At 53.8% G+C, this 26,445-nt stretch carries 28 protein-coding genes; 16 read left to right on the top strand and 12 right to left on the bottom strand.

Annotated elements, in window-relative coordinates:
• Positions 1 to 15 precede the first annotated feature (15 nt).
• The gene (obgE, locus tag SE15_RS12190; protein ID WP_054522372.1) at positions 16 to 1,281 is read left to right on the top strand and encodes a GTPase ObgE; all 1,266 of its coding nucleotides are present in this window, start codon (positions 16 to 18) and stop codon (positions 1,279 to 1,281) included.
• Positions 1,278 to 1,889, top strand: coding sequence for a nicotinate-nucleotide adenylyltransferase (gene nadD, locus SE15_RS12195; RefSeq protein WP_054522373.1), 612 nt, complete (start codon positions 1,278 to 1,280; stop codon positions 1,887 to 1,889). Before obgE ends, nadD begins: the two co-directional genes overlap by 4 nt.
• Here the strand turns inward: nadD and SE15_RS12200 are convergent.
• From SE15_RS12200 to SE15_RS12225, 6 genes are all read right to left on the bottom strand, one after another.
• The gene (locus SE15_RS12200; protein WP_054522374.1) at positions 1,876 to 2,760 is read right to left on the bottom strand and encodes a toast rack family protein; all 885 of its coding nucleotides are present in this window, start codon (positions 2,758 to 2,760) and stop codon (positions 1,876 to 1,878) included. The two genes, nadD and SE15_RS12200, sit on opposite strands and share 14 nt — an antisense overlap.
• A complete protein-coding gene (locus tag SE15_RS12205) occupies positions 2,760 to 3,818 on the bottom strand; it encodes a hypothetical protein (RefSeq protein ID WP_054522375.1) in 1,059 nt (352 codons plus the stop codon). Before SE15_RS12205 ends, SE15_RS12200 begins: the two co-directional genes overlap by 1 nt.
• A complete protein-coding gene (locus tag SE15_RS12210; RefSeq protein WP_054522376.1) occupies positions 3,815 to 4,354 on the bottom strand; it encodes a hypothetical protein in 540 nt (179 codons plus the stop codon). Before SE15_RS12210 ends, SE15_RS12205 begins: the two co-directional genes overlap by 4 nt.
• Positions 4,335 to 4,925, bottom strand: coding sequence for an RNA polymerase sigma factor (locus SE15_RS12215; RefSeq protein ID WP_054522377.1), 591 nt, complete (start codon positions 4,923 to 4,925; stop codon positions 4,335 to 4,337). The genes SE15_RS12210 and SE15_RS12215 overlap by 20 nt, the downstream gene beginning before the upstream one ends.
• Positions 4,926 to 5,004: 79 nt before the next feature.
• Positions 5,005 to 5,925: a DMT family transporter gene (locus SE15_RS12220; protein WP_054522378.1), complete on the bottom strand. Its 921-nt coding sequence runs from the start codon at positions 5,923 to 5,925 to the stop codon at positions 5,005 to 5,007.
• 91 nt (positions 5,926 to 6,016) lie between these two features.
• The gene (locus SE15_RS12225; protein ID WP_054522379.1) at positions 6,017 to 6,223 is read right to left on the bottom strand and encodes a dodecin; all 207 of its coding nucleotides are present in this window, start codon (positions 6,221 to 6,223) and stop codon (positions 6,017 to 6,019) included.
• A 444-nt stretch (positions 6,224 to 6,667) separates the two neighbouring features.
• Here SE15_RS12225 and SE15_RS12230 point away from each other — a divergent pair, with 444 nt between their 5' ends.
• The 5 genes from SE15_RS12230 to SE15_RS12250 all read left to right on the top strand — a co-directional run bounded on the left by SE15_RS12230 (position 6,668) and on the right by SE15_RS12250 (position 11,722).
• A complete protein-coding gene (locus tag SE15_RS12230; protein ID WP_054522380.1) occupies positions 6,668 to 7,201 on the top strand; it encodes an SET domain-containing protein in 534 nt (177 codons plus the stop codon).
• Between the two features lie 115 nt (positions 7,202 to 7,316).
• Positions 7,317 to 8,111 (top strand): SAM hydrolase/SAM-dependent halogenase family protein, encoded by a 795-nt coding sequence (locus SE15_RS12235; RefSeq protein WP_083461920.1) that lies wholly within the window; start codon positions 7,317 to 7,319, stop codon positions 8,109 to 8,111.
• 25 nt (positions 8,112 to 8,136) lie between these two features.
• Positions 8,137 to 9,075, top strand: a complete 939-nt coding sequence (locus SE15_RS12240; RefSeq protein WP_054522382.1) for an AAA family ATPase — start codon at positions 8,137 to 8,139, stop codon at positions 9,073 to 9,075.
• Positions 9,072 to 10,277 carry a DUF58 domain-containing protein gene (locus SE15_RS12245; RefSeq protein ID WP_054522383.1) on the top strand — a complete coding sequence of 402 codons (1,206 nt, stop codon included), beginning with the start codon at positions 9,072 to 9,074 and terminating at the stop codon, positions 10,275 to 10,277. Before SE15_RS12240 ends, SE15_RS12245 begins: the two co-directional genes overlap by 4 nt.
• Positions 10,274 to 11,722 carry a DUF4129 domain-containing protein gene (locus SE15_RS12250; protein WP_054522384.1) on the top strand — a complete coding sequence of 483 codons (1,449 nt, stop codon included), beginning with the start codon at positions 10,274 to 10,276 and terminating at the stop codon, positions 11,720 to 11,722. Before SE15_RS12245 ends, SE15_RS12250 begins: the two co-directional genes overlap by 4 nt.
• Positions 11,723 to 11,740: 18 nt before the next feature.
• Here SE15_RS12250 and SE15_RS12255 read toward each other — a convergent pair whose 3' ends face one another.
• From SE15_RS12255 to SE15_RS12275, 5 genes are read right to left on the bottom strand one after another with little or no spacing between them, the layout of a single operon-like run.
• On the bottom strand, positions 11,741 to 12,283 hold the full coding sequence (locus tag SE15_RS12255) for a VTT domain-containing protein (RefSeq protein ID WP_054522385.1): 543 nt from the start codon (positions 12,281 to 12,283) through the stop codon (positions 11,741 to 11,743).
• A complete protein-coding gene (gene udk, locus SE15_RS12260; protein ID WP_054522506.1) occupies positions 12,280 to 12,945 on the bottom strand; it encodes a uridine kinase in 666 nt (221 codons plus the stop codon). The genes SE15_RS12255 and udk overlap by 4 nt, the downstream gene beginning before the upstream one ends.
• A gap of 43 nt (positions 12,946 to 12,988) precedes the next feature.
• A complete protein-coding gene (gene uppP, locus SE15_RS12265) occupies positions 12,989 to 13,807 on the bottom strand; it encodes an undecaprenyl-diphosphatase UppP (RefSeq protein WP_054522386.1) in 819 nt (272 codons plus the stop codon).
• A 10-nt stretch (positions 13,808 to 13,817) separates the two neighbouring features.
• Positions 13,818 to 14,936: a tRNA guanosine(34) transglycosylase Tgt gene (tgt, locus tag SE15_RS12270; protein ID WP_054522387.1), complete on the bottom strand. Its 1,119-nt coding sequence runs from the start codon at positions 14,934 to 14,936 to the stop codon at positions 13,818 to 13,820.
• A gap of 7 nt (positions 14,937 to 14,943) precedes the next feature.
• Positions 14,944 to 16,740 carry an SLC13 family permease gene (locus tag SE15_RS12275; protein ID WP_054522388.1) on the bottom strand — a complete coding sequence of 599 codons (1,797 nt, stop codon included), beginning with the start codon at positions 16,738 to 16,740 and terminating at the stop codon, positions 14,944 to 14,946.
• A 187-nt stretch (positions 16,741 to 16,927) separates the two neighbouring features.
• On the opposite strand from SE15_RS12275, the gene hrcA reads away from it, so the two are divergent.
• The 5 genes from hrcA (at position 16,928) to prmA (ending at position 22,685) form a co-directional block, all read left to right on the top strand.
• Positions 16,928 to 18,001, top strand: a complete 1,074-nt coding sequence (gene hrcA / locus SE15_RS12280; RefSeq protein WP_054522389.1) for a heat-inducible transcriptional repressor HrcA — start codon at positions 16,928 to 16,930, stop codon at positions 17,999 to 18,001.
• Positions 17,994 to 18,665, top strand: a complete 672-nt coding sequence (locus tag SE15_RS12285) for a nucleotide exchange factor GrpE (protein WP_054522390.1) — start codon at positions 17,994 to 17,996, stop codon at positions 18,663 to 18,665. Before hrcA ends, SE15_RS12285 begins: the two co-directional genes overlap by 8 nt.
• Positions 18,666 to 18,680: 15 nt before the next feature.
• Positions 18,681 to 20,567 (top strand): molecular chaperone DnaK, encoded by a 1,887-nt coding sequence (dnaK, locus tag SE15_RS12290; protein WP_054522391.1) that lies wholly within the window; start codon positions 18,681 to 18,683, stop codon positions 20,565 to 20,567.
• Positions 20,568 to 20,650: 83 nt separating this feature from the next.
• A complete protein-coding gene (gene dnaJ / locus SE15_RS12295) occupies positions 20,651 to 21,769 on the top strand; it encodes a molecular chaperone DnaJ (protein WP_054522392.1) in 1,119 nt (372 codons plus the stop codon).
• Complete coding sequence (prmA, locus tag SE15_RS12300) at positions 21,762 to 22,685, top strand: 50S ribosomal protein L11 methyltransferase (RefSeq protein ID WP_054522393.1); 924 nt, start codon at positions 21,762 to 21,764, stop codon at positions 22,683 to 22,685. Before dnaJ ends, prmA begins: the two co-directional genes overlap by 8 nt.
• Positions 22,686 to 22,693: 8 nt before the next feature.
• On the opposite strand, the gene SE15_RS12305 is transcribed toward prmA, so the two are convergent.
• The gene (locus tag SE15_RS12305) at positions 22,694 to 24,037 is read right to left on the bottom strand and encodes a nicotinate phosphoribosyltransferase (protein WP_054522394.1); all 1,344 of its coding nucleotides are present in this window, start codon (positions 24,035 to 24,037) and stop codon (positions 22,694 to 22,696) included.
• A gap of 173 nt (positions 24,038 to 24,210) precedes the next feature.
• On the opposite strand from SE15_RS12305, the gene SE15_RS12310 reads away from it, so the two are divergent.
• Genes SE15_RS12310 through SE15_RS12325 form a run of 4 tightly spaced genes read left to right on the top strand, consistent with a single transcriptional unit; the run spans position 24,211 to position 26,439 of the window.
• Complete coding sequence (locus tag SE15_RS12310; protein ID WP_054522395.1) at positions 24,211 to 24,444, top strand: DUF2905 family protein; 234 nt, start codon at positions 24,211 to 24,213, stop codon at positions 24,442 to 24,444.
• A 26-nt stretch (positions 24,445 to 24,470) separates the two neighbouring features.
• The gene (locus SE15_RS12315) at positions 24,471 to 25,025 is read left to right on the top strand and encodes a phosphoribosyltransferase family protein (RefSeq protein WP_054522396.1); all 555 of its coding nucleotides are present in this window, start codon (positions 24,471 to 24,473) and stop codon (positions 25,023 to 25,025) included.
• A 21-nt stretch (positions 25,026 to 25,046) separates the two neighbouring features.
• The gene (gene galK, locus SE15_RS12320) at positions 25,047 to 26,183 is read left to right on the top strand and encodes a galactokinase (protein ID WP_054522397.1); all 1,137 of its coding nucleotides are present in this window, start codon (positions 25,047 to 25,049) and stop codon (positions 26,181 to 26,183) included.
• 34 nt (positions 26,184 to 26,217) lie between these two features.
• A complete protein-coding gene (locus SE15_RS12325) occupies positions 26,218 to 26,439 on the top strand; it encodes a ferredoxin (protein ID WP_160316708.1) in 222 nt (73 codons plus the stop codon).
• Positions 26,440 to 26,445 lie beyond the last annotated feature (6 nt).

A 26,445-nucleotide genomic window follows, 5' to 3' on the forward strand; every position in this document is an offset into this window, starting at 1 on the left:
ATGGGCGGATAGGGTATGTTTATTGATGAGGCCAGAATCTACGTTCGCTCGGGCAAAGGCGGGGATGGGATTGTCCACTTCCACCGGGAGAAGTACGTGGCCCGCGGTGGGCCCGATGGTGGAGATGGCGGACGCGGGGGTGATGTCATTCTTGAGGTTGTTCCCTCGCTGAATACCTTGGTGAAATTCCGCTACCAGCGCCGTTTCATTGCCCAGGATGGTGGTCGCGGAGGGCCGAACAACATGACTGGGCGCTCGGGTGAGGATTTGGTCATCCCTGTTCCGCCGGGTACCGTAGTTTATGACGATGACACAGGAGAGTTACTGGGTGACCTTGTGGAACCCGGACAGCGTTTGGTGGTGTGCCGGGGGGGTCGGGGGGGGCGTGGAAATGCTCGTTTTGCCACCCCGCGCAACCAGGCTCCGCGTATTGCCGAGAAAGGCGAGCCAGGCCAGGAGCGTAACTTACGCCTGGAACTAAAATTGATCGCTGATGTGGGCATTGTTGGGGTGCCGAATGCGGGAAAGTCCAGTTTTTTGGCGGCGGTGACCAACGCAAAACCGAAAATTGCAGATTATCCCTTCACCACTCTGGAACCTAACCTTGGAGTGGCTGATTTGGACGCCAATACGTCTCTGGTGCTGGCAGATATTCCGGGGTTGGTTGAGGGGGCACACCGCGGGGTAGGGCTGGGGGATGCCTTCCTACGGCATATCCAGCGCACCAAGGTGCTGATTCACCTGCTGGATGGACTTTCTCCCGATCCGGTGGCGGATTATGCCCAGATCAATAGTGAATTGGCTTTATTTGACCCCGAACTGACGCGAAAACCCATGATTGTTGCGCTCAACAAGATTGACCTGCCGGAAGTGCAGGAGCGCTGGCCCGAGATCGAACGTTCGCTTAAAGAACGGGGGGTAGAGCCAGTGGCCATCTCGGCATTGAAGAAGATTGGTTTGCAACCGATTTTGTGGCGTTGTGCGGAACTGGTCAAGCAGGCTCCGGAGGTTCTGAGCAGAGTTGAAATGCCTGTGTATCGCCCCTCTGCAGATCCCCGAGCCTTTCAGGTGCTTCGGCTTCCAGATGGGAGTTTCAAGGTGACTGGAGAGGCTGTAGAGCGAGCGGCGGCTATGACATACTGGGAGTATGAAGAGTCGGTACGCCGTTTCCAGAAGTTAATGGAGACCCTAGGGGTAGACGAGGCGTTGCGTCAGGCGGGTATTCAGAACGGTGATACCGTTTTCATTGGAGATCATTACGAACTTGAGTGGCAGGAATGAGGCGCATTGGAGTCTTTGGTGGCACTTTTGATCCGCCACATGTGGGACACTTGATTCTTGCCTCTGAAGCGGCGGATCAATTGGGACTGGAACGGGTGTTGTGGGTCCTAACCCCCGACCCACCCCACAAGCGTGGGCTACCCATTACGCCCTTATTGATCCGGCTTGAACTGGTGAAGGCTGCTATAGAGGGTGACCCCTTATTCGAACTCTCACGGGTTGAGATTGACCGTCCGGGTCCGCACTACGCAGTGGATACATTGCTAATCTTGCATGACCTTTATCCCGAGGATGCGCTGATTTATCTAATCGGAGGGGATTCATTACGCGATTTACCGACCTGGCATCAGCCCTTGAGGTTTCTAGAGGCTTGCGATGGGCTGGGGGTGATGCGGCGGCCTGGGGATGCCGTGGATCTTTCACACCTTGAGGCCACTTTGCCAGGTTTAAGACGCAAAGTGATGTTTGTGGATGCTCCTCTATTGGAGATCTCCTCGTCCCAGATCCGTCAGCGAGTGGCAGGAGGTAAGGCGTACCGTTACTACCTCCCACCCCGAGTCTATGAGCTGGTAGAGCGTTACCGCCTGTACCGCGCTATCGAGCCTTAAGTTCGAGGGAGCCAACCCCCATCTGAATCTCGATCAGGAGTCGGGGGCCGTTGCCGCTTTTCTCGTAAACACCATCCTGGATGTTCCAGACGCCCTGGGGGGAAACGTTGTTCAATCCACCAGTAATTTCCACCCGTGCGGGAACCTCAGGGGGAATGACCAAGACCACCTGGGAAACCCCGGATTTAATACGTATGTTCATGTCGTGCGACAAATTGCCAGAAAAATCCAGGGTATAGGCACCGGTACCTCCCTCAAAAATGATTTCATCGGCATTGGTATTTCCCAACCCGAGCAGTTCAACTTTGGAAGCGCCGGTGCGATAGCGCAGTTGATCCATGGGTAGGGGGTTGAGCGCATTGAAAACCACTCGTGCTTCGCTTGCCCCGTCATTGATTTGTAGCCGCGTTAGGGGGAGACCGCTTAAATCCAGTTCGCCTTTATAAGCGCCCGCATTAATGGTGAGGTCCAGGGGATAATTTCCCAATTTCAAGTCCCATTCATTGATCGTTTCCTTGGGAAGCGCCAGTTGCCCATCCGCCTGGCGCTGGGTCAGGACCAGACTCGCCGGGCCGCGCAGGATTTGAGGCTCCCATTCCGGAACATTGTAGCGAATGGTGCCTTGGATCAGACCTTGAACGCCCGGTTGAAGGGTTAGTTCTCCCATTCCCATTTCCAATCGCAGTTTGAGGGGCTCTGTACCATCTGTGGGGAGTGGTTCGTCAATGGTTTTGATGACCGGGGTTGTGGTTTGAAGGGTTGGCACACGGATATTAGGCAGGTTGACGGTAATTGAGCAAGCCAGTGAGGTTAGCAATAACAGGCTTAACAAAATCAGGCTACCTGGAATGGTTCTAGAGGGTTGATTCATTAGTTTTCTCCTTCTGCATTCTCCTCACGGGAGGGCGGGACCAGCGATGAGGTGATCTCAGGACCTCCCGCTGTGGGAGGAGTTGGTGGGATGGTACGAAAGACCTGGGTCCCAAAACGGCTTAACAGGACAGCACCCAGTCCCCAACACCCGATCAAGAAACTTAGTATCCCTCCCAGGCAAGGGATGTATCCTAGCAAGTACAGGACGAATCCCAGTATCAATGTGCCAATGCCAGCGGCCAGGGGAGGGCTCCAGATACTCTTGAAGAGATCAGCCATACGATTGCCGATCTCATAACCTACGGCAACCCATCCCAATAGTAACGCCAGGGCCAGAATCATCAACCCTGCCAGTGCAACCGGGATCAAAATTATAGTGATTAGCAGGATCACGATAACCGCTGGCATGACCAAAAGGGTTAGTAGCCCCAATCCACCGCTGAGGAAAGGCTCGTGGGTGAGGGTCTGGCTGATACGATCCAGGGGCACTGGCAGGATAAGGGCAATCAGCAGTGCCAGGATGGCAACCGCCACCGTGCGCAAAAGGTTGAGAAACGCACGCTGCAGGAAGTTAAAAGGTTCTGTTGGAATGGGTTGCCAGCGGAAAACCGGGGTTCGCCAAACGCCAATTGAAGGGCTAAATGTGTTAAGGCTGCCCATCAGGGTAGCCTTTTCTAATCCGGAAATCGAAGAGGCTACCGTGTGAATATCTCCGCGGATTAGAGCACCATCCTCGAATTCGATGGTTGCGCCGACGGCATTTATGCTGGCGACTATCTCGCCTGCAAGTTTCAAGGAGCCGCCCAGCAAGTCGACATCTCCGTTGACGGTAGCACCCTTCTGCACTTCCGCAGTACCACCTATAATTATCAGATCCCCTGCCAGGGTTTCGCCACTGTGCAAGGTAAATGTTTCTCCAATTACCAGACGATCACCACTATAGGTCTGTGAGATAAAAGAAACTGAGGGCTTGGCGATAGCAGGATGCCAAGATCCAAGCAGAAGAACCAGGCTGATAACGGAAATCAACCAGAAGGTAGTGTGTTTTGTTTTCATGGATTTTTTGCTCCTTGCAGGGCGAGTTTGGCCATGGCATAGCACCAGGTACTCAGGGGAAGAATGATCCAGGTGTAGAGCAGGAAGCCCATAGCAGGTAACCAATAAAGTGGGATCTCGTGCAGCCAAAAAGTGGCCGCATAGCGGATTTGGAGCCAGGTCGAGGGCAGTCGGGTAAGGAAGCGGATAAGGTGTGCAATCCCCTCAGCAACGAGGTTGGAGTCCCAAAAGAAGACCAGGAGAGCGATGCAACCAACCAACATTGTAAGTGTCAAGCCAACCATGACACCGACCCATTTCCAAAGGGTTTGGTGAGAACGCTGAACTTGGGCTTGGGCATAGGATTCCCAGCGGTTGACAAACGTGGGTGAAGGGGCCAGTAAGGGCAGGTGTTTGATTTCTTCTTCAACCTCCTGCCAGGCCAAGTAGGTTTTGCGGCAATGGGTGCAGGTTTCCAAATGGCGCTGCATGTCCTGGAATTGAACTTCTGAACATCCCATTTCACAGAACCAGGTTTCAATAGGCGGGTGCTTCATGGGCTGACTCCTTGGAGGTATAACGGCTTTGCTGTTCTTTCCATAATAGCGCCATCTTCTGGCGGGCACGGTGGAGGCGGCTCTTAACGGCACTGGTGGAAATTGAGAGCATTTCAGCCATTTCTAATTCACTCATCTCATACCAATAACGTAGGATCAGGACGGCACGTTCGTGGGGTTCCAGGCGCATAAGCAACTGCTGAATGCGTTGGCTTTCCTCCAATTGAGTATATTGAGTCTCTGGGTTGGGGGAAGAACCAGGGAGAATTTCATCCATCCATTCCTGGATGCTTTCCACAGGTGTGCGTCGCTTACGGAGTTGATCAATGCAGTAATGGGCTGCGATGGAGAGCAACCAGGTCAAGAACGAACGGGAGTGATCGTAGCGGTGAAGGGCTTGAAAAGCGCGCCAAAATGTTTCTTGAGCGGCATCTTCGGCTTCTTGAGGATCGCCCAGCATGCGGTAGCACAAGTTAAAGACAGGGGTTTGGTAGGCAGCTACGATCTGACTAAAGGCTTCTACATCTTGCGAGGCATGCTTTAAGAGGGCTGAGTCGGGCTCTGCTACCACTTTGCTTCACCGCCTTGGAATCTCTGCAATGATCTACGCAGAAAACGGGTCTGGGTTGCGGAGGGGAATGGAGAATAATTTAATCTGACGAGGAATCCGCCGATTGGGAGAAGGGCACGGGTGAGGTGGAGAAATTCGAAGCCAATAAGACGTGCCCTTGAGAGAGCAAAGTAGCAGCAAAGATTAAGGCCGCACCCAGCCATTGGGCCGGCTGCGGTCTTTCTCCCAGCAGGAGTGCTCCAAAAAGTGCGGCAAATACGGCTTCGGTGCTAAATAGAATTGCTGCATCTGTGGGTGGTGCATGTCGTTGTCCCATCACCTGCAAGGTGAAAGCCAGGCTAACGATGAACACCGCCGAGTAGGCGGTCGCCAGAAGGGTGGTTCCGCTCATGGTTAGCCAGTTTCCTTGAGGCCATCCCCACACGATGGCCAGGTTGAGCAAGCCGCAAATCAGCGCCTGGCCTGCGGCAAACTGCAAGCCGTTCATTTGATTGGCTGCCTTGCTTACGACAATTACATGAAGGGCCCATATGAGGGCTCCACCCAGGATAATGGTATCACCGGTGTTTAGCCGAATGCGTAAGGAACCGCTACTGAGGAGTAGTGTTCCCAGGACGGCCATTCCGGCGGCTACCCAGACGTACCAGCCTGGGCGTTGATGTGCGAAGATAAAGAGCAGGAGTGGTATGATCACGACATAAAGGCTGGTAATAAAGCCGGCATTGGCGGCCGTAGTGGTAGCAATGCCAATTTGTTGAAGTGTGCTCCCTCCAAAAAGTAAAGTGCCTCCCAGGAGAACCCAACGCCAATCTTTGGGATGAGTGATAAGTTTGAAGCGCAGTCCCAAAGCAAGTAAAAGCCCTCCAGTTGTGAAGCGCATTCCATTAAATATGAAACTGGTAATTTCAGCAGAGGCGATCTTCTGCGCCACAAACCCGCTTCCCCAGATAGCGGCAGCGAGGACCAACATCAGGTCGGATTTCAATCGGGAATCATTCATAGCCATATCTCATTGCCAGGAAAAGCACTTTGCTTTTCTCGTCACAGGATAAAAATTATAAAAAGCAAAGGCAGCGAAGGTGGTGTAGGGTTTAGTCTTCGAGGGTAAAACCAATCTTAATGGTAACTTGCCATTGCCCTACATGATCGCCTTCGATCCGCCCACGGATCTCGCTGACTTCAAACCACTGTAAATGTCGCACGGTCTGCGCAGCCCGTCCAATAGCGGTTTGAATGGCATCTTCAACACTTACATCCGAGGTGCCGGTAATTTCAATGATTTTATAAACCTTATTCATCGCCTGTCTCCTTTGGCATTCACGGGTGGTTTTCGTTCACTACTCGGCAGGATTGAGATAACCGAGGCTTCCAATGCTCTGATTTTAAAAGAAAATTGCCCAAAATGGGCATGGAAAACGAGGATCCTGGTATAATTTCACTTCGAAATAGGCTCTTGACCTTTGAAGATGGAGGTCAGTTGGAGACGCGAAGATCCTCGCTGTCCGTTCTTGTGCCTCCCCAAAAATCTTCTGATTGGGCACTTCTAAAATTTGAGTTTCTTTTTCACCCCTTAGCGGGTGATTTTTTCTTTTGGGTCTATTGATTACAGGGGAACCTGCATGGAGGAGGTGATTGAACGGGAGTGTGTGCTTAAAGATCATTTGATAGATTGGTCAGATGGCCCTTTAGACATTTACGTAAGTCTTTAATTTAGTTAGATAGTTAGATAGAAGAGAGGATGTATGCAGTTCAGTACGTATTCTTACTGCTCTCCGAAATTAGAATTACGTCCCTGCCCCGGGGAGAGAGGGCTGGGGCTTTTTGCTCGAGAACCCATTCATGCAGGGGAATTACTGGCTGTTTGGGGAGGCCAGGTATTAACGGGTGAGCAATTGCGCCTGTTACCCGTGGAACGTCGTGTTCACAGCATTCAGATCGAAGAAGATCTCTACATGGTACCCTTGACGTTTGGTGAGCCGGCGGACTATTTCAATCACTCCTGTGATCCTAACTGTGGCTTGAGTTCCCCAATTACTTTGGTTGCTATGCGAGATATTGCAGTGGGAGAAGAGGCTTGTTTTGACTACGCCATGAGCGATTCAAGTGACTATGACGAGTTTGAGTGTCACTGCGGTTCGCCCAATTGCCGTGGTATTGTCACTGGTCGCGATTGGATGCTGCCGTCGCTTCAGGAGCGCTATCGGGGTTATTTTTCTCCCTACTTGCAGCGGCGCATTGATAAGATGCGCCAGGGGGCACTAAGTACAATCCCTTAAAGGGCGCTTTGAGTAAGCAGTTCGTCGGCAGAGCAAGACCGGGGCAGAAAAGCTTCCCCGGTTATGGTATGATTTTTCTGAACATCCTACCAGGACCTCCATCCCGGAGAGAAGAATGACGCAAGTAATGGCCTTGCTGACAGATTTTGGATATCGCGATCATTATGTGGGTGTGATGAAAGGGGTGATCTGGGGAATTGCCCCTGACGTGCAAATTGCCGATATTTCCCACGCCGTGAGGCCTCAAAATGTGTTTGAAGGCGCCTTTCTTCTAGCCCAGGCTTATCCTTATTTTCCCCCTGAAACGATTTTTGTTGCGGTTGTAGATCCGGGGGTTGGTACCCGTCGGCGCCCACTGGCAGCCCAGATTGGCAATTATTATTTTGTGGTGCCCGATAATGGGCTGCTGACATTCGTGATTCGCGAAGCCAGAAAGCAAAAGTGGCCCATGCGTTTTGTCCATCTGACTCAAACAGCCTACTGGTTGCCCGCGATTAGCCGTTCTTTTCATGGGCGCGATATTTTTGCCCCAGTTGCTGCACACCTGGCCACTGGGGTAGCTTTGGAGGCTTTGGGCCCCACGGTGGAGGATCCAGTTCTAATTCCAATCCCCGAACCCTCACCAGAGCAGGAGGGCTGGCGGGGGGAGATCATCTACATTGATGGTTTTGGAAATCTGATTACCAATATCACCCCTCTACATCTTGGGGAAAGAGAGCAATGGAAAATTCGCTATAAAGACCATGAGGTCAGGGGAATTGTCAGTACGTTTGGTGATGGGCAACCAGGCGATCTGATCGCCATGTTTGATAGTACGGGGTTCTTGAGCCTATGCATTGTAAACGGGAACGCCGAGATGACCTTAAAGGCTCAGACCGGGGAGGTTCTATGGGTGTTGCCCCAAGTATGACCGACATCCTAAAAGGAGGTGAGCATTGCTAAAGTCCTTTGTTGACCGTGTGCTTGAGAACGTCCAAAAGGTGGTGGTGGGAAAGGATGACGCCATTCGTCTAATCCTGGCAGCCATTTTGTGTGAGGGACATGTCCTACTCGAGGATGTGCCTGGTACTGGAAAAACGACGCTGGCGCGTGCATTGGCCATTTCTTTGGGATGCACCTTTCGCCGTATTCAATTTACTCCTGACCTGCTGCCCTCGGACGTGACAGGGTTGATGTGGTTTAACCAGAAAACCCAAGATTTTGAATATCGGCCGGGACCAATCATGGCGAACATTGTGCTGGCCGATGAGATCAACCGAGCAACGCCGCGTACTCAATCGGCATTGTTGGAAGCCATGCAAGAGCGTCAGGTGACTGGGGATGGCGTCACTCGCCCCTTGCCTCGGCCGTTTATGGTGATTGCTACTCAAAACCCTGTGGAACTGGAGGGCACCTTTCCGCTGCCCGAAGCCCAAATTGACCGCTTTATGATCAAAATCGGGCTGGGATATCCCTCGCCTGAGGAAGAGGGCCAAATGCTGGAGCGCTTTCAAGCCATGGACCCGCTGGAAACGCTGGCGGCGGTCACCGATCCGGCAGGCGTTCGTGAGGCTCAAGCGGTGCGGCGGGGAGTACGTGTGGAGGCTTCGGTGCGGGATTATATGGTGCGCATTGCCCAGGCAACCCGCGAAAACCCCGAGATCCAGTTGGGTGCTAGCCCACGGGCCACACTGAATTTGTTTTATATGGCGCAAGCCTGGGCGGCCCTTGAGGGACGAGAGTTCGTCTTGCCCGATGATGTCAAGCACGTTGCCCCTTATGTATTGGGTCATCGCCTAATTGTTTCACCGCAGGCGATGCTGCGCGGACGTCGCCGTGAGGATTTGATCAGCGAGATCATTTCAGCAGTACCGGTACCGGTGGAGGTCGGGTGAAATTTCGTGCCTGGGCCACATTGATCGTTGGGGTCATTCTGGTGGGGACTCTGGTGCGAGTCCAATGGCTGGTTGGACTGGGATTGGCAACTGGGGTCATACTTGGGGTTGCCTATCTTTGGCAACGGCGGGCCCTGGAGCAGGTGGTTTATCGCCGTCATCTGATCTACACACGTGGTTTTCCCGGCGAGACCCTCCCATTGCGTCTCAGCATTGAGAATCGCAAGCGTCTGCCAGTTTCTTGGCTGAGGGTACGCGATTCCTGGCCGTTAAACCTCTCTCCTCAGAAGAGCGAGGCAATGGCCCCCTCACATGTGCCTGGGCGGGGGTATCTAACCAATATCTACCACCTTTGGGGGTATCGCCGAGTGGTCCGAGAATTTCGCTTGCGCCTGGGCGCTCGCGGCATATATATGTTAGGACCGCTCATTTTGGAATCCGGCGATCCTTTTGGGCTGATTGAACGTCATGAAGAACACGAATTGCCGGCCACTGTGACTGTTTTTCCGGAATTAGTGCCTCGCACTGCATTGGGATTGCTCTCCGAAGACCCTTATGGGGAACGGGGCATACGTAAGCGTTTATTTGAAGATCCCAACCTGACTATTGGGGTTCGCCCCTATATGCCCGAAGACACCTTTCGGCAGATTCACTGGCCAGCAACAGCCCGCACTGGTCAACTGCAAACGCGGGTTTATCAACCCATTGCCTCCCAGGTGATGATGTTGTGCGTTAATGTGGCCACATCGGAGCACCCCTGGCTGGGAACACTTCCCGAAGTCCTGGAGCAAATCATCCGTGTAGCGGCCTCGTTTTGTTACTATGGGATTGAGGATGGTTATGCTGTTGGTTTAGCCGTAAATGGTGGTGTGACCTCGGCTGATCAACTCATGCAAATTCAACCCGGTCGCACGATGGATCATCTGGCAATGCTTTTGCAGGCGTTGGCGGGAGTGACCCCGCTCATCACCCATCCGTTTGAGCGATTTCTTGTTCACACTGCCTCGCATGTCTCAATGGGGGCAACCCTGGTGATCCTGACCGCCTTAATTAATCCGCCATTGTTGGAAGCCCTAACCCTGATTCAGCGTTACCGTCATCATCTGATCCTGGTAGCGTTGAGTGAAACGCCACCGCCCTCGCTTTCAGGCGTCAAAGTCATTCATCTCCCTGGTGTCAACGAGGTTAGAGTCCAGCGATGACTCTTTTGCATTGGGCTGAGGTAGGAATCCTGTTTGAGGCTTTGGCCGAGGTGGTTTGGGCGACCCTGTGGTACTGTGCCCTGGTTCAGCCCACCCAAGGCCCGGGGTGGGTTGCACTCGCATTGCTAGCGGTCATCCTTGGCGCTGAGCGCCTGAGCCGTTGGTTGGACCGCCGACGGGAGCGTCTTGCCCCGTGGGGAGCAATCGTGGCGATGACGGGTTTTATTTTAGTCGCGGTGGGGATGACAGGATGGCTTTTCCTTAGGGAGTTTTCAGAGACTTTATTCGAATTGTTTTCTCCAGGCTCTGTTATTCACTTGAAAGGAGAGTGGGGGCGATGGGGGTGGCACGTGGCGGCGATGCTGCTATTAACCTGGCGGGGTGTACGTCTTGGGAAACTGCGCATAGATAGCGATGGGGCGGTAGCGTCCTTACGGTTGGGAATTCTCATGTTGCTCCTTTATGGGGTCTTTCAAGGAGTTCGGCCCACATTAACGGCAATGTGGCCGGCTTTTCTGCTCCTGGCGCTTAATCTGAGCAGCATTGGAATTTTGCGCATGGTGGATCTCTTTCAGAGTCGCGGGGGGGCTGTGCCGATAGCCGCCTTGCCCTGGTGGTTTTTCATAGTAGGAATGGGAGTTGCGCTGGCTTTGCTGGGGGTGGGGGTGGGGGCCTTCCTTGAGCGCCCGGCCGAATGGTTAAGTTGGGCGATCATGGCGCTGGTGGGAATTCCTCTTGTTGTAGTCGCTTTTGTCTTCGGTGCGGTTGTATTACTGCTGGTTTCCTGGCTGATCCCGTTGCTGACCGGGGGCACGGCCGTGCCTTTGCCCGACATTGTCGGGGGTGAAAAATTGCCAAAATTTGTGGAGCAATTGCTTCAGGGAGTAGAACCAACGTCTCAATGGCCGTTGATTGATCGGCTGCTGCCAGGGCTGGCTTTACTGGCTATTTTGGGCTTGTTGGCGTTGGTAATGATCGAACTGCGGTCGCCTGGGACGTTGTTGTTACCCCTGCGTGCTAAGGAGGGAATGGAGGAGCGTCTGCCGCTTTCACGCCTGGCACGAGGTTTGCGACGCTCTCGGGGACGTCGCACGCCTCTTAACCGGATGACCCGACAACATATTGCAAACCGGATTCGCGCCATTTACCAGCACCTTTTAGACCTGGCGGCGGCTTTGGAGCATCCTCGCCCCCCGGCGGTTACTCCGTTGGAGTTTTTGCCTGTGCTCAAGGCCATGTTCCCCGATCACCTGGATGCATTAGAGATGCTTACGTATGCTTACATCCAGGTGCGATACGGTGAAATCCCCGAAGATCCCAGAGTGTTGGAAAGAGTGGAACAGGCCTGGGAAAGCCTGGCCGAAGAGGGGGCCCGTCGCTTACAAGCCAAAGCCGCCGAGGGCTCAACCCCGAAGCGGGGGTCTCACGCTGCTCAGAAAGGCTGACCCAGGGCTTTCTTTAGGCTAGCTCGGAGAGGGGCTACCTAGGAGCAAGGCCCCGCTGTAGGCGAAGATCAGCATTTTTAATACTTTACCGAGCCAGCACCAGAATAAGAAAATGCGCAATGGCATCTTGAGGGCTCCGGCGATGATCCCTGCCACGTCGAAAGCGGGGTTAGGCACAAATGCCATGACCAGGATAGCCAATCCCCCATAACGGCGGATGTAGGGTTCAATGCGATCGTGCCACTGAGCGCGCTCAACGATCCCCTGACCACTGAATCCCACCAGATACCCGGAAAGCTCTCCTAAAGCCGCGCCACTTCCGGCGGCCAGTGCAACCCAAAAGGGGTTAAAAACCGCCCCCATTGCCGAGGTGATCAGCACGCCGGGTATGGGGAGAATCAGGGTAGCGTTGGTCAACAGCGAGACCAGGAAAATGCCCGCGTAACCGTAGCCTTGAAGATGTTGAACCCGATGGCGGTTGAGATAGAGAAAGAGGGTTAAGCCGACAGCAAACACGAGAGCCAGGATGCGCAGCCAGCGGGTGCGCTGTTCCTGGGTCATGGGCGGGTAACCTCTTGAGTCAGGGAATCTTCTTCCTGGAGAAGGGCTTGAATGCGTGAAATGACCATGTCCAGGGCCACGGTGTTCATTCCGCCCTCGGGGATGATGACATCGGCGTAGCGTTTAGAAGGTTCTACAAAATCCAAGTGCATTGGGCGCACCGTGCTGAGGTATTGCTTAATGACGGATTCGGTGGTGCGTCCGCGTTCGGTGATATCCCGTTGTAACCGGCGGATGAAGCGGATATCTGGATCGGTATCCACGAAAATCTTAACGTCAAATAGTGCACGTAAGGCCGGCTCGGCAAAAATGAGGATCCCTTCTACGATAATAACCCGTTTGGGTTCAACCCGAATGGTGCGCGAGGTCCGGGTATGCGTGGTGAAATCGTAAACCGGCAAATCAATGGGCTGCCACTGCTTCAGACGCTGAATATGCTCAATGAGGAGGCTGGTTTCCAGCGAATCAGGGTGGTCAAAGTTGATCTCAGCCCGCTGGTTGGGGGGTAGATCTGTCAGATCGCGGTAGTAGGCGTCATGGGGCAAATAAGCGATGCGATCCCGTCCAACGCGTTCTAGAATGACGTTGGCAACCGTGGTTTTGCCTGAGCCCGAGCCTCCTGCAATTCCGATGACCAGAGGAATCGGTCGTTTCTCGCTCATATTATGATTATACCGGATGGGAGTGGCATCGGCGAGAAGAATTTTACAGGAAGTAAATTCCAAGCGTTATCCCACCCGCGAGGAGGCAGTAAAGCGCGAAAATCAGTAAGGTATGGCGGGAGATGAAGCGCAGAAGCCAGTGAATGCTTAGATAACCCACGATGGCGGCGGTAAAGAATCCAACCGCCATAATCGGAAGGAACGCACTCAGGTTATTTACATGGCGTAAGTCCCACAGACTCATCCCACCTGCCGCCAGCATGATGGGAACTGCCATGAGAAAAGCGTAGCGGCCAGCAGCAGGGCGCTCCAGGTGACGCGTCATTCCTCCAGCAATTGTTGCTCCTGAGCGTGAAATTCCCGGGAAAAGCGCCAGAATTTGGGCGAAGCCAATCCAGAGGGCGTCCTTCCAGTTTAGCTCGGCGAGCGTGCGATTGCGCCGCCCATATCTTTCAGCGAGGACAAGCAACAGGGCAGTGCCGAAGAGAAAAAGTGCAGTCAGATCGGGGCGCAAGAAAGTGCTTTCGACCACATCTTTTAGCCAGATTCCACCTATTCCTGCGGGCAGCGTGGAGAGTAAGAGCAACCAGCCCAATCGTGATTCCGGATGGGCAAATGGAGTGCGTGCCAGCACATCCTTTACCCAAGTGGTGAGGATGTGCCAAAGCTCGGTCCAGAAGTAGAGAATTACAGCAACCAGTGTGCCAACCTGCACCAAGACATCAAAGGGAAAGACCTGATCAGCGGGCAAATTCCAGCCCAGCAGGTAAGGTACGATGACCAGATGGGCTGAACTGGAAATTGGTAGAAATTCGGTGATGCCTTGAATGATACCCAGGATAAACGCTTGTGTGATGGTCATTGATAGCACCTCAGGATGGGAGAGTTTCTTGGGCTGCGAAGAACTCCGCAGCGAACTGCTCAAATCTTCCTGCCAGAATCGCGCTGCGCGCTTCAGACACCAGGGTAATGAGTGTGGTGATGTTGTGGATGGAAAGGAGAGTGGCGGCAAGCATTTCACGGGCCACGATCAAGTGACGCAGATAAGCACGTGTGAAGTGACGGCAGGTGTAGCAGGTGCATTCGGGGTCAATTGGGCGGGAGTCGCGGGCGTAAGCCGCGTTCATCATGTTCAGACGCCCGGTACGTGTCATTGCAGCGTGGTGGCGGGCAAGGCGGGTTGGTAAAACGCAATCGAACATATCAACGCCACGCAAGATGCCGTTGATAATGTCCTGGGGGGTTCCCACACCCATCAGGTAGCGGGGCTTGTCTTCGGGCAGGAGCCCGTCCACCAGTTCAAGCACGGCGTGCATCTCGGCTTTTGTTTCGCCCACTGAAAGCCCACCAATGGCATAGCCCGGAAAACCTAGACCTGTCAGAAAGCGTGCGGATTGCTCGCGCAAGTCCAGGAAGATGCCACCCTGAACAATCCCAAAAAGGGCTTGATCGGAACGGGTTTTCGCTTTTAAACAGCGTTCTGCCCAACGGTGTGTTCGTTCTAAAGCCCGTTCGTTATAGGCACGATCATATGGGGGAGCACACTCATCAAATGCCATGATGATATCCGCTCCCAATTTTTCCTGAACTTCGATTGCAATTTCAGGGGTCAGTCGGTGGAGAGAGCCGTCAATGTGACTACGAAAAGTTACCCCCTCATCGTCCACGCGGCGATTCTCACTAAGAGAGAAAACTTGGAAGCCCCCTGAGTCGGTTAGAATGGGGTGGGGCCAGCTCATAAAGCGATGAAGTCCACCTAGCTCTGCTATCAATTCAGCCCCCGGGCGCAGGTAAAGGTGGTAGGTGTTTGAAAGCACCAGGGTCACTCCATGCTCTTCCAATTGAGCGGGGGTAACGGCTTTGACGGTGGCCTGGGTACCGACCGGTGCGAATATGGGGGTAAGAATGGGGCCGTGTGGGGTGTGGATAACTCCAGCGCGGGCCCGACCCTGGCGGGCGATGAGTTCAAAAGCAAAGGATGCAATAGTCATGATGATCTCATACTCCCCAGAATAGTTTCAATCCTGCTAGAATCACCAATATGATCAGCAGAGTAAGCGGTGTGCCAATTTTCAGATAATCCTTGAAAGTGTATCCCCCCGAACTCATTACCATGATATTGACCGGGTGCCCGAAAGGAGTGGGGAAACCCAGCGAACAGCCCAGGGCTACTGCCATCATCAACCCCCGCGCATCCAGACCGGTCTGGGCGGCTGTAGAAAGGGCAAGGGGTGCCAATACCAGGGCTGCTACTTGGCCTCCCAGCAGTTGGGTAAAGCCCAACGCCAGCAGAATCAGGGTGAGGGCAACCAGGGTGGAAGCGCTTTGACCAACCAGATCAATGATATGCCCGGCCACAAAATCAGAGAGACCCGAAGTGCGAATGGCAATACTCAGCGGCCACATCCCTGCAATTAGAAACAGGGCTTTCCATTCGATGTTACGGTAAGCCTCGTCCATGCTCAAACAGTGAGTTAGGAGCAACATTGTAGCCCCGGCCAGGACGACCTCTGCGACGGGGAGGATGCCGAGAGCGGCAATACCAAGAGTCAGGAATGTGATCCAGAATGCCAGAGGGTACTTTTGGGGCCTGAGCACGGCGTCAGGATCTTCTTCCAAGAGGATCAAGTCCGTGTCCTCGCGCAGCATACGAATGCGGCTGGCGGGTCCTTGCACTAGCAAGGCGTCACCCACCGCAAGAGGGGTGTTTCCCAGGTCTGCGTACAGAGGACGCCCTTCACGCCAAATGCTAATGACGTTCAAATGGTATTTCTCACGGAAATGGGTCGCCTTCAAGGTGTGTCCGATCAGAGAGGAGCGCGGCGTGATCACGACTTCGGCCAGGCGAACGCTTTCGTCAACCAGCATAGAGGCCGGCAGGGTGGTAGGGCTTTGACGCAAGCCAAGCACCTCTAGGGTGGTCGCATCGCAATGACCTTCTACCAACAGACGGTCACCCGGAGAAAGTATGTAGGATTTAGGCGGGGCAGGCTTTAACCCACCCTGGGAGAGTACTCCGACGATGGTAAGCCCGACGCGGTTTGCAAGGTCGCTTTCCACGATGGAGCGATTTGCCAGCGGAGAGTGGGGCAAGATTTCTAATATGTCCAGATGTTCATGCAAGTGGTAGAGATTAGCCAATTCGGTGCTTAATTGGGTGATGCTGCGTGGGGTAAGTGCAGACCCTTCCTGAGGCAACCAACGCCGTCCCACGAGGACCAGATAAAGGCTTCCTACCAGCACAATCGGTGCTCCAATGGGGAGAAAGTCAAGCAGACCGAAAGGCTGTAAGCCAACTTCACGCAGGGCCCCGCTGGCGATGATGTTCGATGTGGTGAGAAGGGTGGCCATCCCTCCCAGGATGGTGCCATAAGCCAAAGGGATGAGCAGTTTAGATGGAGAGATATTGGATTGGCGGGCTACGCCCATGACCGCCGGGAGTAAAACCCCGACCGCGGCGATATTGTTCATGAAAAGAGAAAGGCCAGCGGAGACCAGAGTTACCGCTAGCACCAGTCCAGCCTCTGAGCGATGCCCCAAGCGGCGTATAAACTGTCCAAGACGGAGGGTAACGCCAGTTTGTTGCAGGCCGGTAGAGATGATTGAAATACCCAAAATGGTGATTACCGCGGAAGAACTGAAACCGGAAAACACCTCACGGGAGGGCACCAATCCACTCAAGCCCAGAACAACCATGACCATCAATGCAATAAGGTCAGGACGCAAGCGCTCTGAGACTAATAACCCGCCAGCGATAAGGGTAATGCCAAGAACCACAAGGGAGTTTAAGGCCATATGTCTGACAGGATTATAGCCTAATCCCATGCAAATGGAAAAAGAGAGGAGTACGGGAGGTTTTGTTAGCGTTTTATAAGAATTTTGGGTTCGACTTGACGTTTCTTATTTAAGCATGGTATGATGAAACACAATAAAGAATTTAGCACTCTCGCGCTGAGAGTGCTAATTATAGGTGAAAACAGGGATGAACGATCTTACCGAGCGTCAGAAGTTTATTCTGACTCTTGTGATTCACGAATACATCCGGACGGCCACACCCGTGGGCTCACAGCATTTGGTGGCACGGTACAACCTGGATATGTCCTCGGCCACCGTGCGTAACGAATTGGCTGTGCTCACTGAGCGTGGGTATTTGCGTCAGCCGCATACCTCCGCCGGAAGAGTGCCTACGGAGGAGGGGTATCGCTATTTCGTCAGCCGCCTGATTCAGGCGACTGAACTACCCGATTCCACACGGCGCATGATCAGCCATCAGTTTTACCAAATGCGCCATGATGTTGAACAATGGATGCGTTTAGCGGCCTCTGTCCTGGCGCATCAATCTCGTGCAGCGTCGCTAGTAACTGCCCCTCATCCCGAGAAAGCGCGCCTAAAACACCTGGAATTGATTGCAACCCGTGGGCGTCAAGTGCTGATGGTGCTGGTCATGGTGGGTGGGGAAATCCATCAGCGTATCTTAATCTTGAGTGAGCCGGTTGGGCAGGAACGGCTTTCGCAAGTAGCCCATCACATTACCACACTGTATCACGGAAAAGATGCTGAGCAGATTCGCGCCTTGCGTTCGCTAGTAGAGGGTTTGGAAGCGGATATTTTGGAATGGGTCTTGGAAGAAATGGAGCATGTGGATTCGGTGGTGGCCGGTGAGATCTATCTAGATGGACTCACCAATGTCCTCTCCGAACCGGAGTTTACCGCTTCCGACGAGGCGCGTCGTGCGCTTAAGTTGCTTGAGGAACCCACACTGCTTCAAGATTTACTGGCTCGAACGGTCCTCACGCACAGTCCTGGCGGCGTCCAGGTGCTGATCGGCGGAGAGGGTACCTGGGAGGAGTTACGACAGTGTTCCATGGTGTTGGGGAGTTATGGGGCCCCAGGGCTGGTCATGGGAACGTTGGGGGTCCTGGGACCAATGCGTATGTCCTATGGTCGTGCCATCTCGGTGGTTCGTTTTATGTCAAATCTGCTGAGCGACCTGGTATCCGAAACCCTGATGGATGATTCGGCGATAAAATCGGATGAAGAGGTGAGCCATGAATAAGGATGAGCGTAAGCCCAAGGTGGTATCCCCTATTCCCGAGGAAGAGCAACAAACAGCCTCTACGCCTCAAGCCTCAGCGGCAGGTGGGGCTGAAGAGATACCTGAATCCTCTGCAAAAGAATCGGCTATTCCAGCAGCCGAATCAACCGAAGAAGAAGCAAAGGAAGTAATTAGTGAACCGATGACTACAATTCCATTGAGTGAATATGAGGCTTTAAAGCAAGAATTGGAGCGCGCTCAACAATCAGAAAAAGCGTATTTTGAGGGTTGGCAGCGTGAGCGAGCCGATTTTATCAATTACAAGAAGCGCATTGAGCGCGAGCAGAGTCAATTGGCTGAGACGATCGCGGCGAATATCCTCAAGAAGTATCTGGTAATTGTGGACGATTTGGAGCGTGCATTGAAGAATCGTCCTGCCAATGTGGATGCCCAATGGTTGGAGGGCATTGAACTTATCTACAAGAAGTTAATGGGTATTCTTGAGGCGGAGGGTGTAAAACGCATTCCGGCTGAAGGTGCCATGTTCGATCCCAACTTGCATGAGGCCATCTCGCATGAAGAAAGCCCGGATCACGAAAGTGGTCAAATCATTGAAGTGGTTCAGCAGGGTTACACCATCGGCGATCGTGTGTTGAGGCCGGCGCTGGTGAGAGTTGCACGCTAGGAGGATTAATCTACCATGGGCAAAATTGTTGGCATAGATTTGGGCACCACCAACTCTGTGGTGGCCGTCATGATCGGTGGTGAACCAGTGGTCATCCCATCAGCAGAGGGGGAACGTCTGGTTCCTTCCGTTGTGGCTGTGAATAAAAATCACGAGCGCCTGGTTGGGCGAGCGGCTCGAAATCAGGCTATTGTTAACCCTGAGAATACCATTTTTTCGATCAAGCGCTTGATGGGCCGCAAGTACGATGACCCTGAGGTTCAGCGCACGATCAGCCGCGTGCCCTACAAGATCACCAAAGCCCCCAACGGAGATGCTCGGGTGATTCTGGATGGGCGGGAATACTCTCCACCAGAGATCTCGGCCATGATTCTGGCTAAACTTAAGGCGGATGCGGAGGCCTACCTGGGGGAACCCGTAACTCAAGCGGTGATCACCGTGCCGGCTTACTTCAACGATGCTCAGCGCAACGCCACCAAGGATGCGGGTAAGATCGCCGGACTGGAAGTTTTGCGCATTATTAATGAGCCTACTGCCTCATCCCTGGCTTATGGGCTGGATAAAAAGAAGAACGAAGTGATTGCGGTTTACGATTTGGGTGGCGGTACCTTCGATATTTCCATCCTTGATGTCGGTGAGGGAGTTTTCCAGGTCAAATCCACCAGCGGTGATACCTTCTTAGGCGGGGATGATTTCGACCTGCGTTTGATGGACTATTTAATTGAAGAATTCAAAAAAGAAACGGGCATTGACTTACGTCAGGATCGGCAAGCACTGCAACGGCTCAAGGAAGCGGCTGAAAAGGCCAAGATTGAACTTTCAACTATCTTGCAGACTGAAATCAATCTTCCTTATATCACCGCCGACTCTACTGGCCCCAAGCACCTGGTGAAAACCATCACTCGTGCAAAACTGGAGCAGTTAACCGCGGATCTTGTTGAACGCACGATTGAGCCGGTAAAACGGGCGCTGAGTGATGCTGGGCTTCAACCCTCGGATGTCAATGAGGTAGTCCTGGTGGGCGGTATGACCCGCATGCCAGCCGTGCAGGAGGCGGTACGCCGTCTCTTTGGCAAAGAACCTCATAAGGGGGTCAACCCCGATGAGGTGGTGGCCATTGGGGCTGCCATTCAGGCGGCAGTGTTGGGCGGAGAAGTGCGCGATGTGGTGCTGGTAGATGTGACTCCGCTGACGCTCTCGGTGGAAACCCTGGGCGGAGTGGCAACCCCCATTGTCGAGCGTAATTCGGCCATTCCCACCAGCAAGAGTCAAATCTTCACCACTGCAACTGATAACCAGACTCAGGTAGAGATCCACGTGGTTCAAGGTGAACGTCCTATGGCCGCCGACAATAAATCGCTGGGGCGGTTCGTCCTTGATGGCATTCCTCCTGCCCCCCGTGGGGTACCTCAAATTGAGGTGCGCTTTAACATTGACGCTAATGGCATTCTGACCGTGACGGCTCAAGATAAAGCCACTGGACGACATCGGCACATCATCATCCAGGCCTCATCTGGGCTAACCGAGGAGGAGATTGAGCGCATGCGTAAGGAAGCAGAGGCCAACGCTGAAGCCGATCGCCGTCGCAAAGAACTGGCTGAAGTGCGTAATCAGGCCGATAACATGATTTATGCTGCAGAGAAACTCCTCCGCGACTACAGCGGGCGTATCTCGGATGCAGATAAACAGCAAGTTGAAGCCGCCATTGCTCACCTGCGCGAGGTTATGCAAGAGCAAGATATTCCTGCCATTCGTCAGGCGAACGATGCGCTCAGTCAAATTGTTCAGCGCATTGGTGGTGCAATGTACCAATCGGCAGGAGAAGCAACATCGGGTGGCACTACAACATCTCCCTCCCCGGATGACGGGGAAGTGGTTGAAGGCGAATTCAAAGAGCCGTGAACAACCCTCTCTGCATTCGAATCAAACTTTTCGTCACACCGCATGGGTGTGAGGCTCTTTTGTTTCAAGTGAGATAGGCAACCATGGCTCCGCGTGATTATTACGAGGTTTTAGGCGTTAGCCGGGATGCAACCCTGGATGAAATCAAGTCAGCCTTTCGTAGTCTGGCGCGCAAATACCATCCAGATGTCAACAAATCGCCAGATGCAGAAAGTATTTTTAAGGAAATAAACGAAGCCTATAGTGTGCTCTCTGACCCGGAGAAGCGGGCTGCCTACGACCGTTATGGTCATGCAGGGGTCAGCGGTATGGGGGGCATGCCCGACTTCACCACCATAGACTTTGCAGATCTCTTTGAGGAGTTCTTCGGTTTCGGCATGGGGGGTGGTGCGCGCCGTCAGCGCCGTGCACCTCGGCGTGGTGCTGACCTGCATACCACCCTCTGGCTTGAATTTGAAGAAGCCGTTTTTGGCACCGAAAAAGAGATTGAGATCACCCGCGACGAAACCTGTAGCGTATGTCATGGGAGTGGTGCCGAACCGGGAACCTCCCCTACGCGCTGTCCCACTTGTGGGGGGAGAGGGGAAGTGCGCCAGACGCGCCAGACCTTCTTAGGTTCTCTGGTTCAGGTTATTACCTGCCCCACCTGCAATGGGAGCGGCGAGGTTATTCAGACACCCTGCCACCAGTGCCGCGGGCGCGGGCTTGAACGACGTACTCTCCGTAAAACCGTGCGCATACCGGCAGGAGTGGATAATGGCACTCAGATCCGCCTAGCGGGTGAAGGGCAGCCGGGTGTTTATGGGGGGCCAAATGGCAACCTTTATATCGAGATCCGTGTTAAGGAGCATAAGTACTTCCGGCGCAAGGATGATGATATTTTGCTTGACCTCAATATCAGCATTCCGCAAGCTGTACTTGGGGCTGAGATTGAGGTACCGACTGTGGATGGGAAAACTAAATTGACCATCCCGCCGGGTACTCAGCCGGGTAAGGTTTTCCGCCTGAAAGGGAAAGGCGTGCCTCATCTACGTGGGAATGGGCGCGGCGATCAACTTGTGATCGTCAACGTGGAGATACCAACACGCCTGACTACCGAACAGCGAGAATTGTTCGAGAAACTGGCCAAAACTATGGGGGCAGAGCCGCGTCCGCAAGAGAAATCCTTCCTTGATCTCTTAAAGGAGGTTCTGGGTGGCTGAACCACGCTGGCTGGAGGTTTCGCTGACGGTGGATGAGGAATTGGCAGAAGCCGTGGCCGAGGTGCTGGCGCGCTTTTCGTCTCAGGGCGGAGTGGCTATGGAGCAGGCAGTCAATTACGATGCCTATGAAATCGAGGGCCAGCCGGTTGGTCCAGTGCGGGTATTTGGTTACCTGGTGGTGAACGAGACGATAGAGGAAACCCGGCAACGCCTTGAAGAAGCCCTTTGGCACTTGAGCCGGATTCAACCCTTGCCCGCTCCGGTTTATCGCTGGGTTGAAGATCAAGATTGGATGGAAGCCTGGAAGCAGCACTATCACCCGCTGCCCATTGGTGCGCGATTGCTGGTAGCGCCTCCCTGGGCAGAGATTGAAGCAGGTGACCGGGTCGTCGTGCGGATTGATCCGAGCATGGCATTTGGCACTGGCACTCACCCAAGCACGCAGCTCTCGCTGGAACTGCTGGAGCGTTATCTGCAACCCGGTCAGGAGGTTATTGACGTAGGGTGTGGCTCAGGTATTCTTTCAATCGCTGCGGTCAAACTGGGAGCACGGCAGGCTCTGGCGGTGGATATTGATCCGGCATCCGTGCGCGCCACCGACGAAAATGCCCATTTGAACAATGTGGCGACACAAATTGAGGTGGGGCAAGGCTCGGTGCGCGAAATTTTACAGGGCCGTTTTCGACTTCGGAGGGCGCCTCTGGTGATGGCAAACATTCTGGCGCCGGTTATTAAAGCCCTGCTTGAAACCGGGCTGGCCGATTTAATCACGCCGGGGGGTGTGCTCATCCTTTCGGGCTTGCTTCAGGAGCAAGTCCCAGAAATTGAGCAAGATGCTGCCACCAGAGGACTCTCGCTGTTGGAGCAGCGCACCAGCGGGGATTGGGTGGCCCTGGCCTTACGCAAAAATCATTAGCCCGGTTCTTACCACACCCGCTCCATGTCGGGGTTGTCCAGGGGGCGCCGTCCCACCTTGGCCATGTCAACCCACTGACCATGCACTTTAACCCGCACCACATCCGCTGTAAAATCGGTGACCGTAGGGCCGTGGTTATCAAATAGGGCTGAGCCCACTGCATAGATATCCACCGGCACCTGCAGTTTCTCAAAGCGCGTGATCTTTTCCGGGTTAAAGCCACCAGAAACCACAATTTTTACTCGCTGGCAGTATTTTCGGGCTTCCTCTCGCCATTTGGGGGGTATATCCCATTGCTCCCACTGGGTGTCTAACGCCTGGCGCACGTTAAAAACCAGGCGCGGGGTCACCCCTAAATCCAGGTTGGGATCCCCAAGAGGTGGCACGCTGCGATCACGCAAGTTGCCACTGGTGTCCAGACGTACGCCATATAAAATGTATCGGCGGGCTTCCTGCTCGTTCCCTTCTTCCATAAGGCGGTAGTAGCGCTCGAACATGGCTCGGCAGACCGCTAGGGAGTCGGTGACGCAATCGTTGTTAAAATCCACCAGGGCAATGCGAGGAATATTGATCGGCAACACCTGTGCAAAAGCCAGCATGGCTTCGGCGGTATCCCCGAGAAATGAGGCAATGGCCGCATGGGCAACGGTGCCCCCGCCTGAGCCGCCCCACCAATCGCCTTGGGCATCGGTTGAGACAAAAGGCCCCAGAGTGCTACCGTAATCCATATTGTAGCGCTGTACGGCAATCTGGTAGGCGTAACCATCGGCGGCCTGAACCTCATGCAAGTCGAAACGGGCTGGGAAGAAGAGCACTGGTTTGCCCCGGGCGGCGATGAGGGTTTCATACACATTTGTTGCAATCCGACTGGCACGGGTGAGTATTCCCAGGGTAGGAGTTTCTAGAATGGCGAAATCGCGATAGCGACCCCGCACACGCATGACGGGTTGGGCGTTCATCGGATCGCCATTGCCGTGGACGACTGCACCATCGTGCACGGCCCAAACCTCGAGCTGATCGGCGGTGTTGACGAATTGGTCTCCTTCCCAGTAACCTGTGCAATGCCGGAGCATGGTTAGTGCCTTATCCACCCCGACAACAATCGTGCGCCCGGCTCGGCGGGTGAACCACTGCATCTCCACCTCAATGTCCCCGCATTTTACTCCTTCAGGATTGATGCCCTCAGGGAGACGGTGGGCTTTCCCCTGATAAGTGTAGCCCATTTCAGAGAGGCGGGTGAGCATATAAGCAATATTGACAAAGTACTTATCCGTGTACCAGCCACGGCGCATCCGCTCAATATCTAATTTGAACGTTGCATTTGTGAGGCGTTGACCATCGAAAATGCTCATTTCGGCAATCTCCTCGGAACTCAGTGCAGTAATGCTATTAAGTGTAGGATTTACACTAAAGCATTATATGCGGGGTTAGGAGTCGGGTCAAGTTAGAGATTTCGGGAAAAAACGATGTTTCCCGATGTGTGGGTTAATTTGCGGTAAAATACAGCCCGTGAGGTGGTAAGGTTATGCAGGGTTTGGAACTTCTGGGACGTTTCATGGTTCTGGCGGGTGTGGTGCTTGTCCTTGTCGGCGGAGTTCTTTGGGGATTGGCTAAAATCCCTTCTCTTTCGAATCTACCCGGAACCATCAAAATTGAGACCTCGGGAATCACCTGCATTTTTCCACTGCTGGCTTCGGTGATACTCAGTCTGGTTCTCACAGTGGCACTGAATATCATCGTCCGTCTGATTAATCGCTAATTTTGAACGAGGAGAGTGAAACAACCATGACTCATACGCGTCCCGTCTATACGGTTGAACTGGCTGGTCTGAAGCGTGATTTACCGCTCTTTGAGGTAAAACCGGGGTTAAAGATCGCCATCCTTAATATTTTGGGAGATACCGCTTTGGTACAGGCTAGTGCTAAGGCATTGAGCGAGCGTCTCAGGGCGTATGCCTTCGATGTGATTGTTACGGCGGAGTCGAAGAGCATCCCGCTGGCTCATGCCCTTTCGCTGGAGTTGAATAAACCCTATATTGTGCTGCGTAAGACCTATAAATTCTACATGGGTGAGGCGCTCCATTCGGAAACCGTCTCCATTACAACCGGAAAACCCCAAACGCTTTACCTGGATGAGAAAGATCGCGCCATGCTTCAAGGCCGTAGGGTACTGCTTCTAGACGATGTTGTCAGCACTGGTTCCACCCTGGAGGGTATGCGCACTCTTATGGCACAGGCGGGTGCAGAAGTGGCCGTGGAAGCCGCGATTTGTACGGAGGGTGATCGCGAACGCTGGAAGGGCATAGTGGCTTTGCATCATCTGCCACTCTTTACAGACTAAAATAATTTGTGAGGGGGGATTATGGAGCGCTTTTTTGCGACGGCACCCGGGCGAGTCAATTTGCTGGGTGAGCATGTGGATTACAACCAGGGGATTGTCTTGCCAGCGGCAGTGGATCGCCGGGTCAAGATCCATGCACGGCGTCTCTCGGAACCCCGTGTGATTTTGCATGCGCTGGATTTTTCCCAGCAAGTTGAGATTTCCCTCGCTCCGGAAGCGCTCGATGCTCGTTGTGATAGGGAGGGGAAACCTTTACCCACCTGGGCGCTTTACCCGGCCGGGGTGGCTTGGGCGTTGCTTCGCTCGGGTTACCCAATAGAAGGGCTTGAAGCCAGTTATACCTCAGATATCCCTGTCGGGGCGGGGCTTTCTTCCTCTGCCGCTGTGGAAGTAGCCTTTGCTATCCTTTGGCAGGCAATGGGAGGATGGTCTCTCAGCCGGATGGACCTGGCCCGCTTGTGTCAATATGCAGAGAACGCCTATGTGGGCGTTAATTGTGGGCTCATGGATCAATTTGCCTCGGCACACGGCATAGCCGGACACGCTTTGTGTTTTGATGTGCGTGCCCTCACCTACGAACCCGTTCCATTACCAGCAGATGTGATGCTGGTCATTGCCGATTCCGCGGTACGCCGCTCCTTGGCGACCTCAGCCTATAACGAACGACGTGCTGCTTGCGAAGAAGCCGTTGAGCGACTAAGGCCCCATCTACCTGGTATCCAAGCCCTGCGTGACGTGAGCGTTGAGAATTTTTCCCGACTGGCTCATCTCTTGCCCGAGGTTGTGCGCCGCCGCGCGCAACATGTCGTGGATGAAATTGCCCGGGTTGAACACGCCGTAAAGGCGTTGAAGCGCGCCGATGTGGCTTTATTTGGTCAGTTGATGCTTGAAGGGCATCGCTCACTGCGCGATCTTTACGAGGTAAGCACTCCAGAACTGGATTTTCTGGTGGACTTTGCAGCCCGTCAGCCCGGTTGCTGGGGTGCGCGCCTGACAGGAGCCGGTTTCGGTGGGTGTACGATTAATCTGGTGCAGCGCGAGTGGGTGGAGCCTTTCGTGCGCAATCTCCAGGAAGCCTACCAACGTGAGGTGGGACTCAACGCTGAGGTGTACGTTTGCCTGGCCAGTGCTGGTGCTCACGCCCAGCCCATGGATTAAAAAGAGGAGTCCCAAAGGGCGGATGCTCTTTGCTATGGACAATCCCAACTTGCAGGTGGATCCTATGAAGGTCATTGTGGATGAGCAGCGTTGCATACGATGCGGCTTTTGCGAGACTATCGCCCCTGAGGTTTTCAGCCTGGATGGTTCATCCCATACCCATGTGAAGATGGAGTCGATTCCATGGCATCTGCAAGATCTGGTTTTTCAGGCAGCCGAAGAATGTCCTGAGCACGCCATCCGCGTTCTGGATTAGCACCCA

This window comes from Thermanaerothrix daxensis (assembly GCF_001306145.1).
In the GTDB taxonomy this organism is placed as follows: Bacteria; Chloroflexota; Anaerolineae; order Anaerolineales; family Anaerolineaceae; genus Thermanaerothrix; species Thermanaerothrix daxensis.

Coding starts and splice junctions, on each gene's coding strand:
- obgE (WP_054522372.1), top strand. CDS start 16: ATGTTTATTGATGAGGCCAGAATCTACGTTCGCTCGGGCAAAGGCGGG.
- nadD (WP_054522373.1), top strand. CDS start 1,278: ATGAGGCGCATTGGAGTCTTTGGTGGCACTTTTGATCCGCCACATGTG.
- SE15_RS12200 (WP_054522374.1), bottom strand. CDS start 2,760: ATGAATCAACCCTCTAGAACCATTCCAGGTAGCCTGATTTTGTTAAGC.
- SE15_RS12205 (WP_054522375.1), bottom strand. CDS start 3,818: ATGAAAACAAAACACACTACCTTCTGGTTGATTTCCGTTATCAGCCTG.
- SE15_RS12210 (WP_054522376.1), bottom strand. CDS start 4,354: ATGAAGCACCCGCCTATTGAAACCTGGTTCTGTGAAATGGGATGTTCA.
- SE15_RS12220 (WP_054522378.1), bottom strand. CDS start 5,925: ATGAATGATTCCCGATTGAAATCCGACCTGATGTTGGTCCTCGCTGCC.
- SE15_RS12225 (WP_054522379.1), bottom strand. CDS start 6,223: ATGAATAAGGTTTATAAAATCATTGAAATTACCGGCACCTCGGATGTA.
- SE15_RS12230 (WP_054522380.1), top strand. CDS start 6,668: ATGCAGTTCAGTACGTATTCTTACTGCTCTCCGAAATTAGAATTACGT.
- SE15_RS12235 (WP_083461920.1), top strand. CDS start 7,317: ATGACGCAAGTAATGGCCTTGCTGACAGATTTTGGATATCGCGATCAT.
- SE15_RS12250 (WP_054522384.1), top strand. CDS start 10,274: ATGACTCTTTTGCATTGGGCTGAGGTAGGAATCCTGTTTGAGGCTTTG.
- SE15_RS12255 (WP_054522385.1), bottom strand. CDS start 12,283: ATGACCCAGGAACAGCGCACCCGCTGGCTGCGCATCCTGGCTCTCGTG.
- udk (WP_054522506.1), bottom strand. CDS start 12,945: ATGAGCGAGAAACGACCGATTCCTCTGGTCATCGGAATTGCAGGAGGC.
- uppP (WP_054522386.1), bottom strand. CDS start 13,807: ATGACCATCACACAAGCGTTTATCCTGGGTATCATTCAAGGCATCACC.
- tgt (WP_054522387.1), bottom strand. CDS start 14,936: ATGACTATTGCATCCTTTGCTTTTGAACTCATCGCCCGCCAGGGTCGG.
- SE15_RS12275 (WP_054522388.1), bottom strand. CDS start 16,740: ATGGCCTTAAACTCCCTTGTGGTTCTTGGCATTACCCTTATCGCTGGC.
- hrcA (WP_054522389.1), top strand. CDS start 16,928: ATGAACGATCTTACCGAGCGTCAGAAGTTTATTCTGACTCTTGTGATT.
- SE15_RS12285 (WP_054522390.1), top strand. CDS start 17,994: ATGAATAAGGATGAGCGTAAGCCCAAGGTGGTATCCCCTATTCCCGAG.
- dnaK (WP_054522391.1), top strand. CDS start 18,681: ATGGGCAAAATTGTTGGCATAGATTTGGGCACCACCAACTCTGTGGTG.
- dnaJ (WP_054522392.1), top strand. CDS start 20,651: ATGGCTCCGCGTGATTATTACGAGGTTTTAGGCGTTAGCCGGGATGCA.
- SE15_RS12305 (WP_054522394.1), bottom strand. CDS start 24,037: ATGAGCATTTTCGATGGTCAACGCCTCACAAATGCAACGTTCAAATTA.
- SE15_RS12310 (WP_054522395.1), top strand. CDS start 24,211: ATGCAGGGTTTGGAACTTCTGGGACGTTTCATGGTTCTGGCGGGTGTG.
- SE15_RS12315 (WP_054522396.1), top strand. CDS start 24,471: ATGACTCATACGCGTCCCGTCTATACGGTTGAACTGGCTGGTCTGAAG.
- galK (WP_054522397.1), top strand. CDS start 25,047: ATGGAGCGCTTTTTTGCGACGGCACCCGGGCGAGTCAATTTGCTGGGT.
- SE15_RS12325 (WP_160316708.1), top strand. CDS start 26,218: ATGGACAATCCCAACTTGCAGGTGGATCCTATGAAGGTCATTGTGGAT.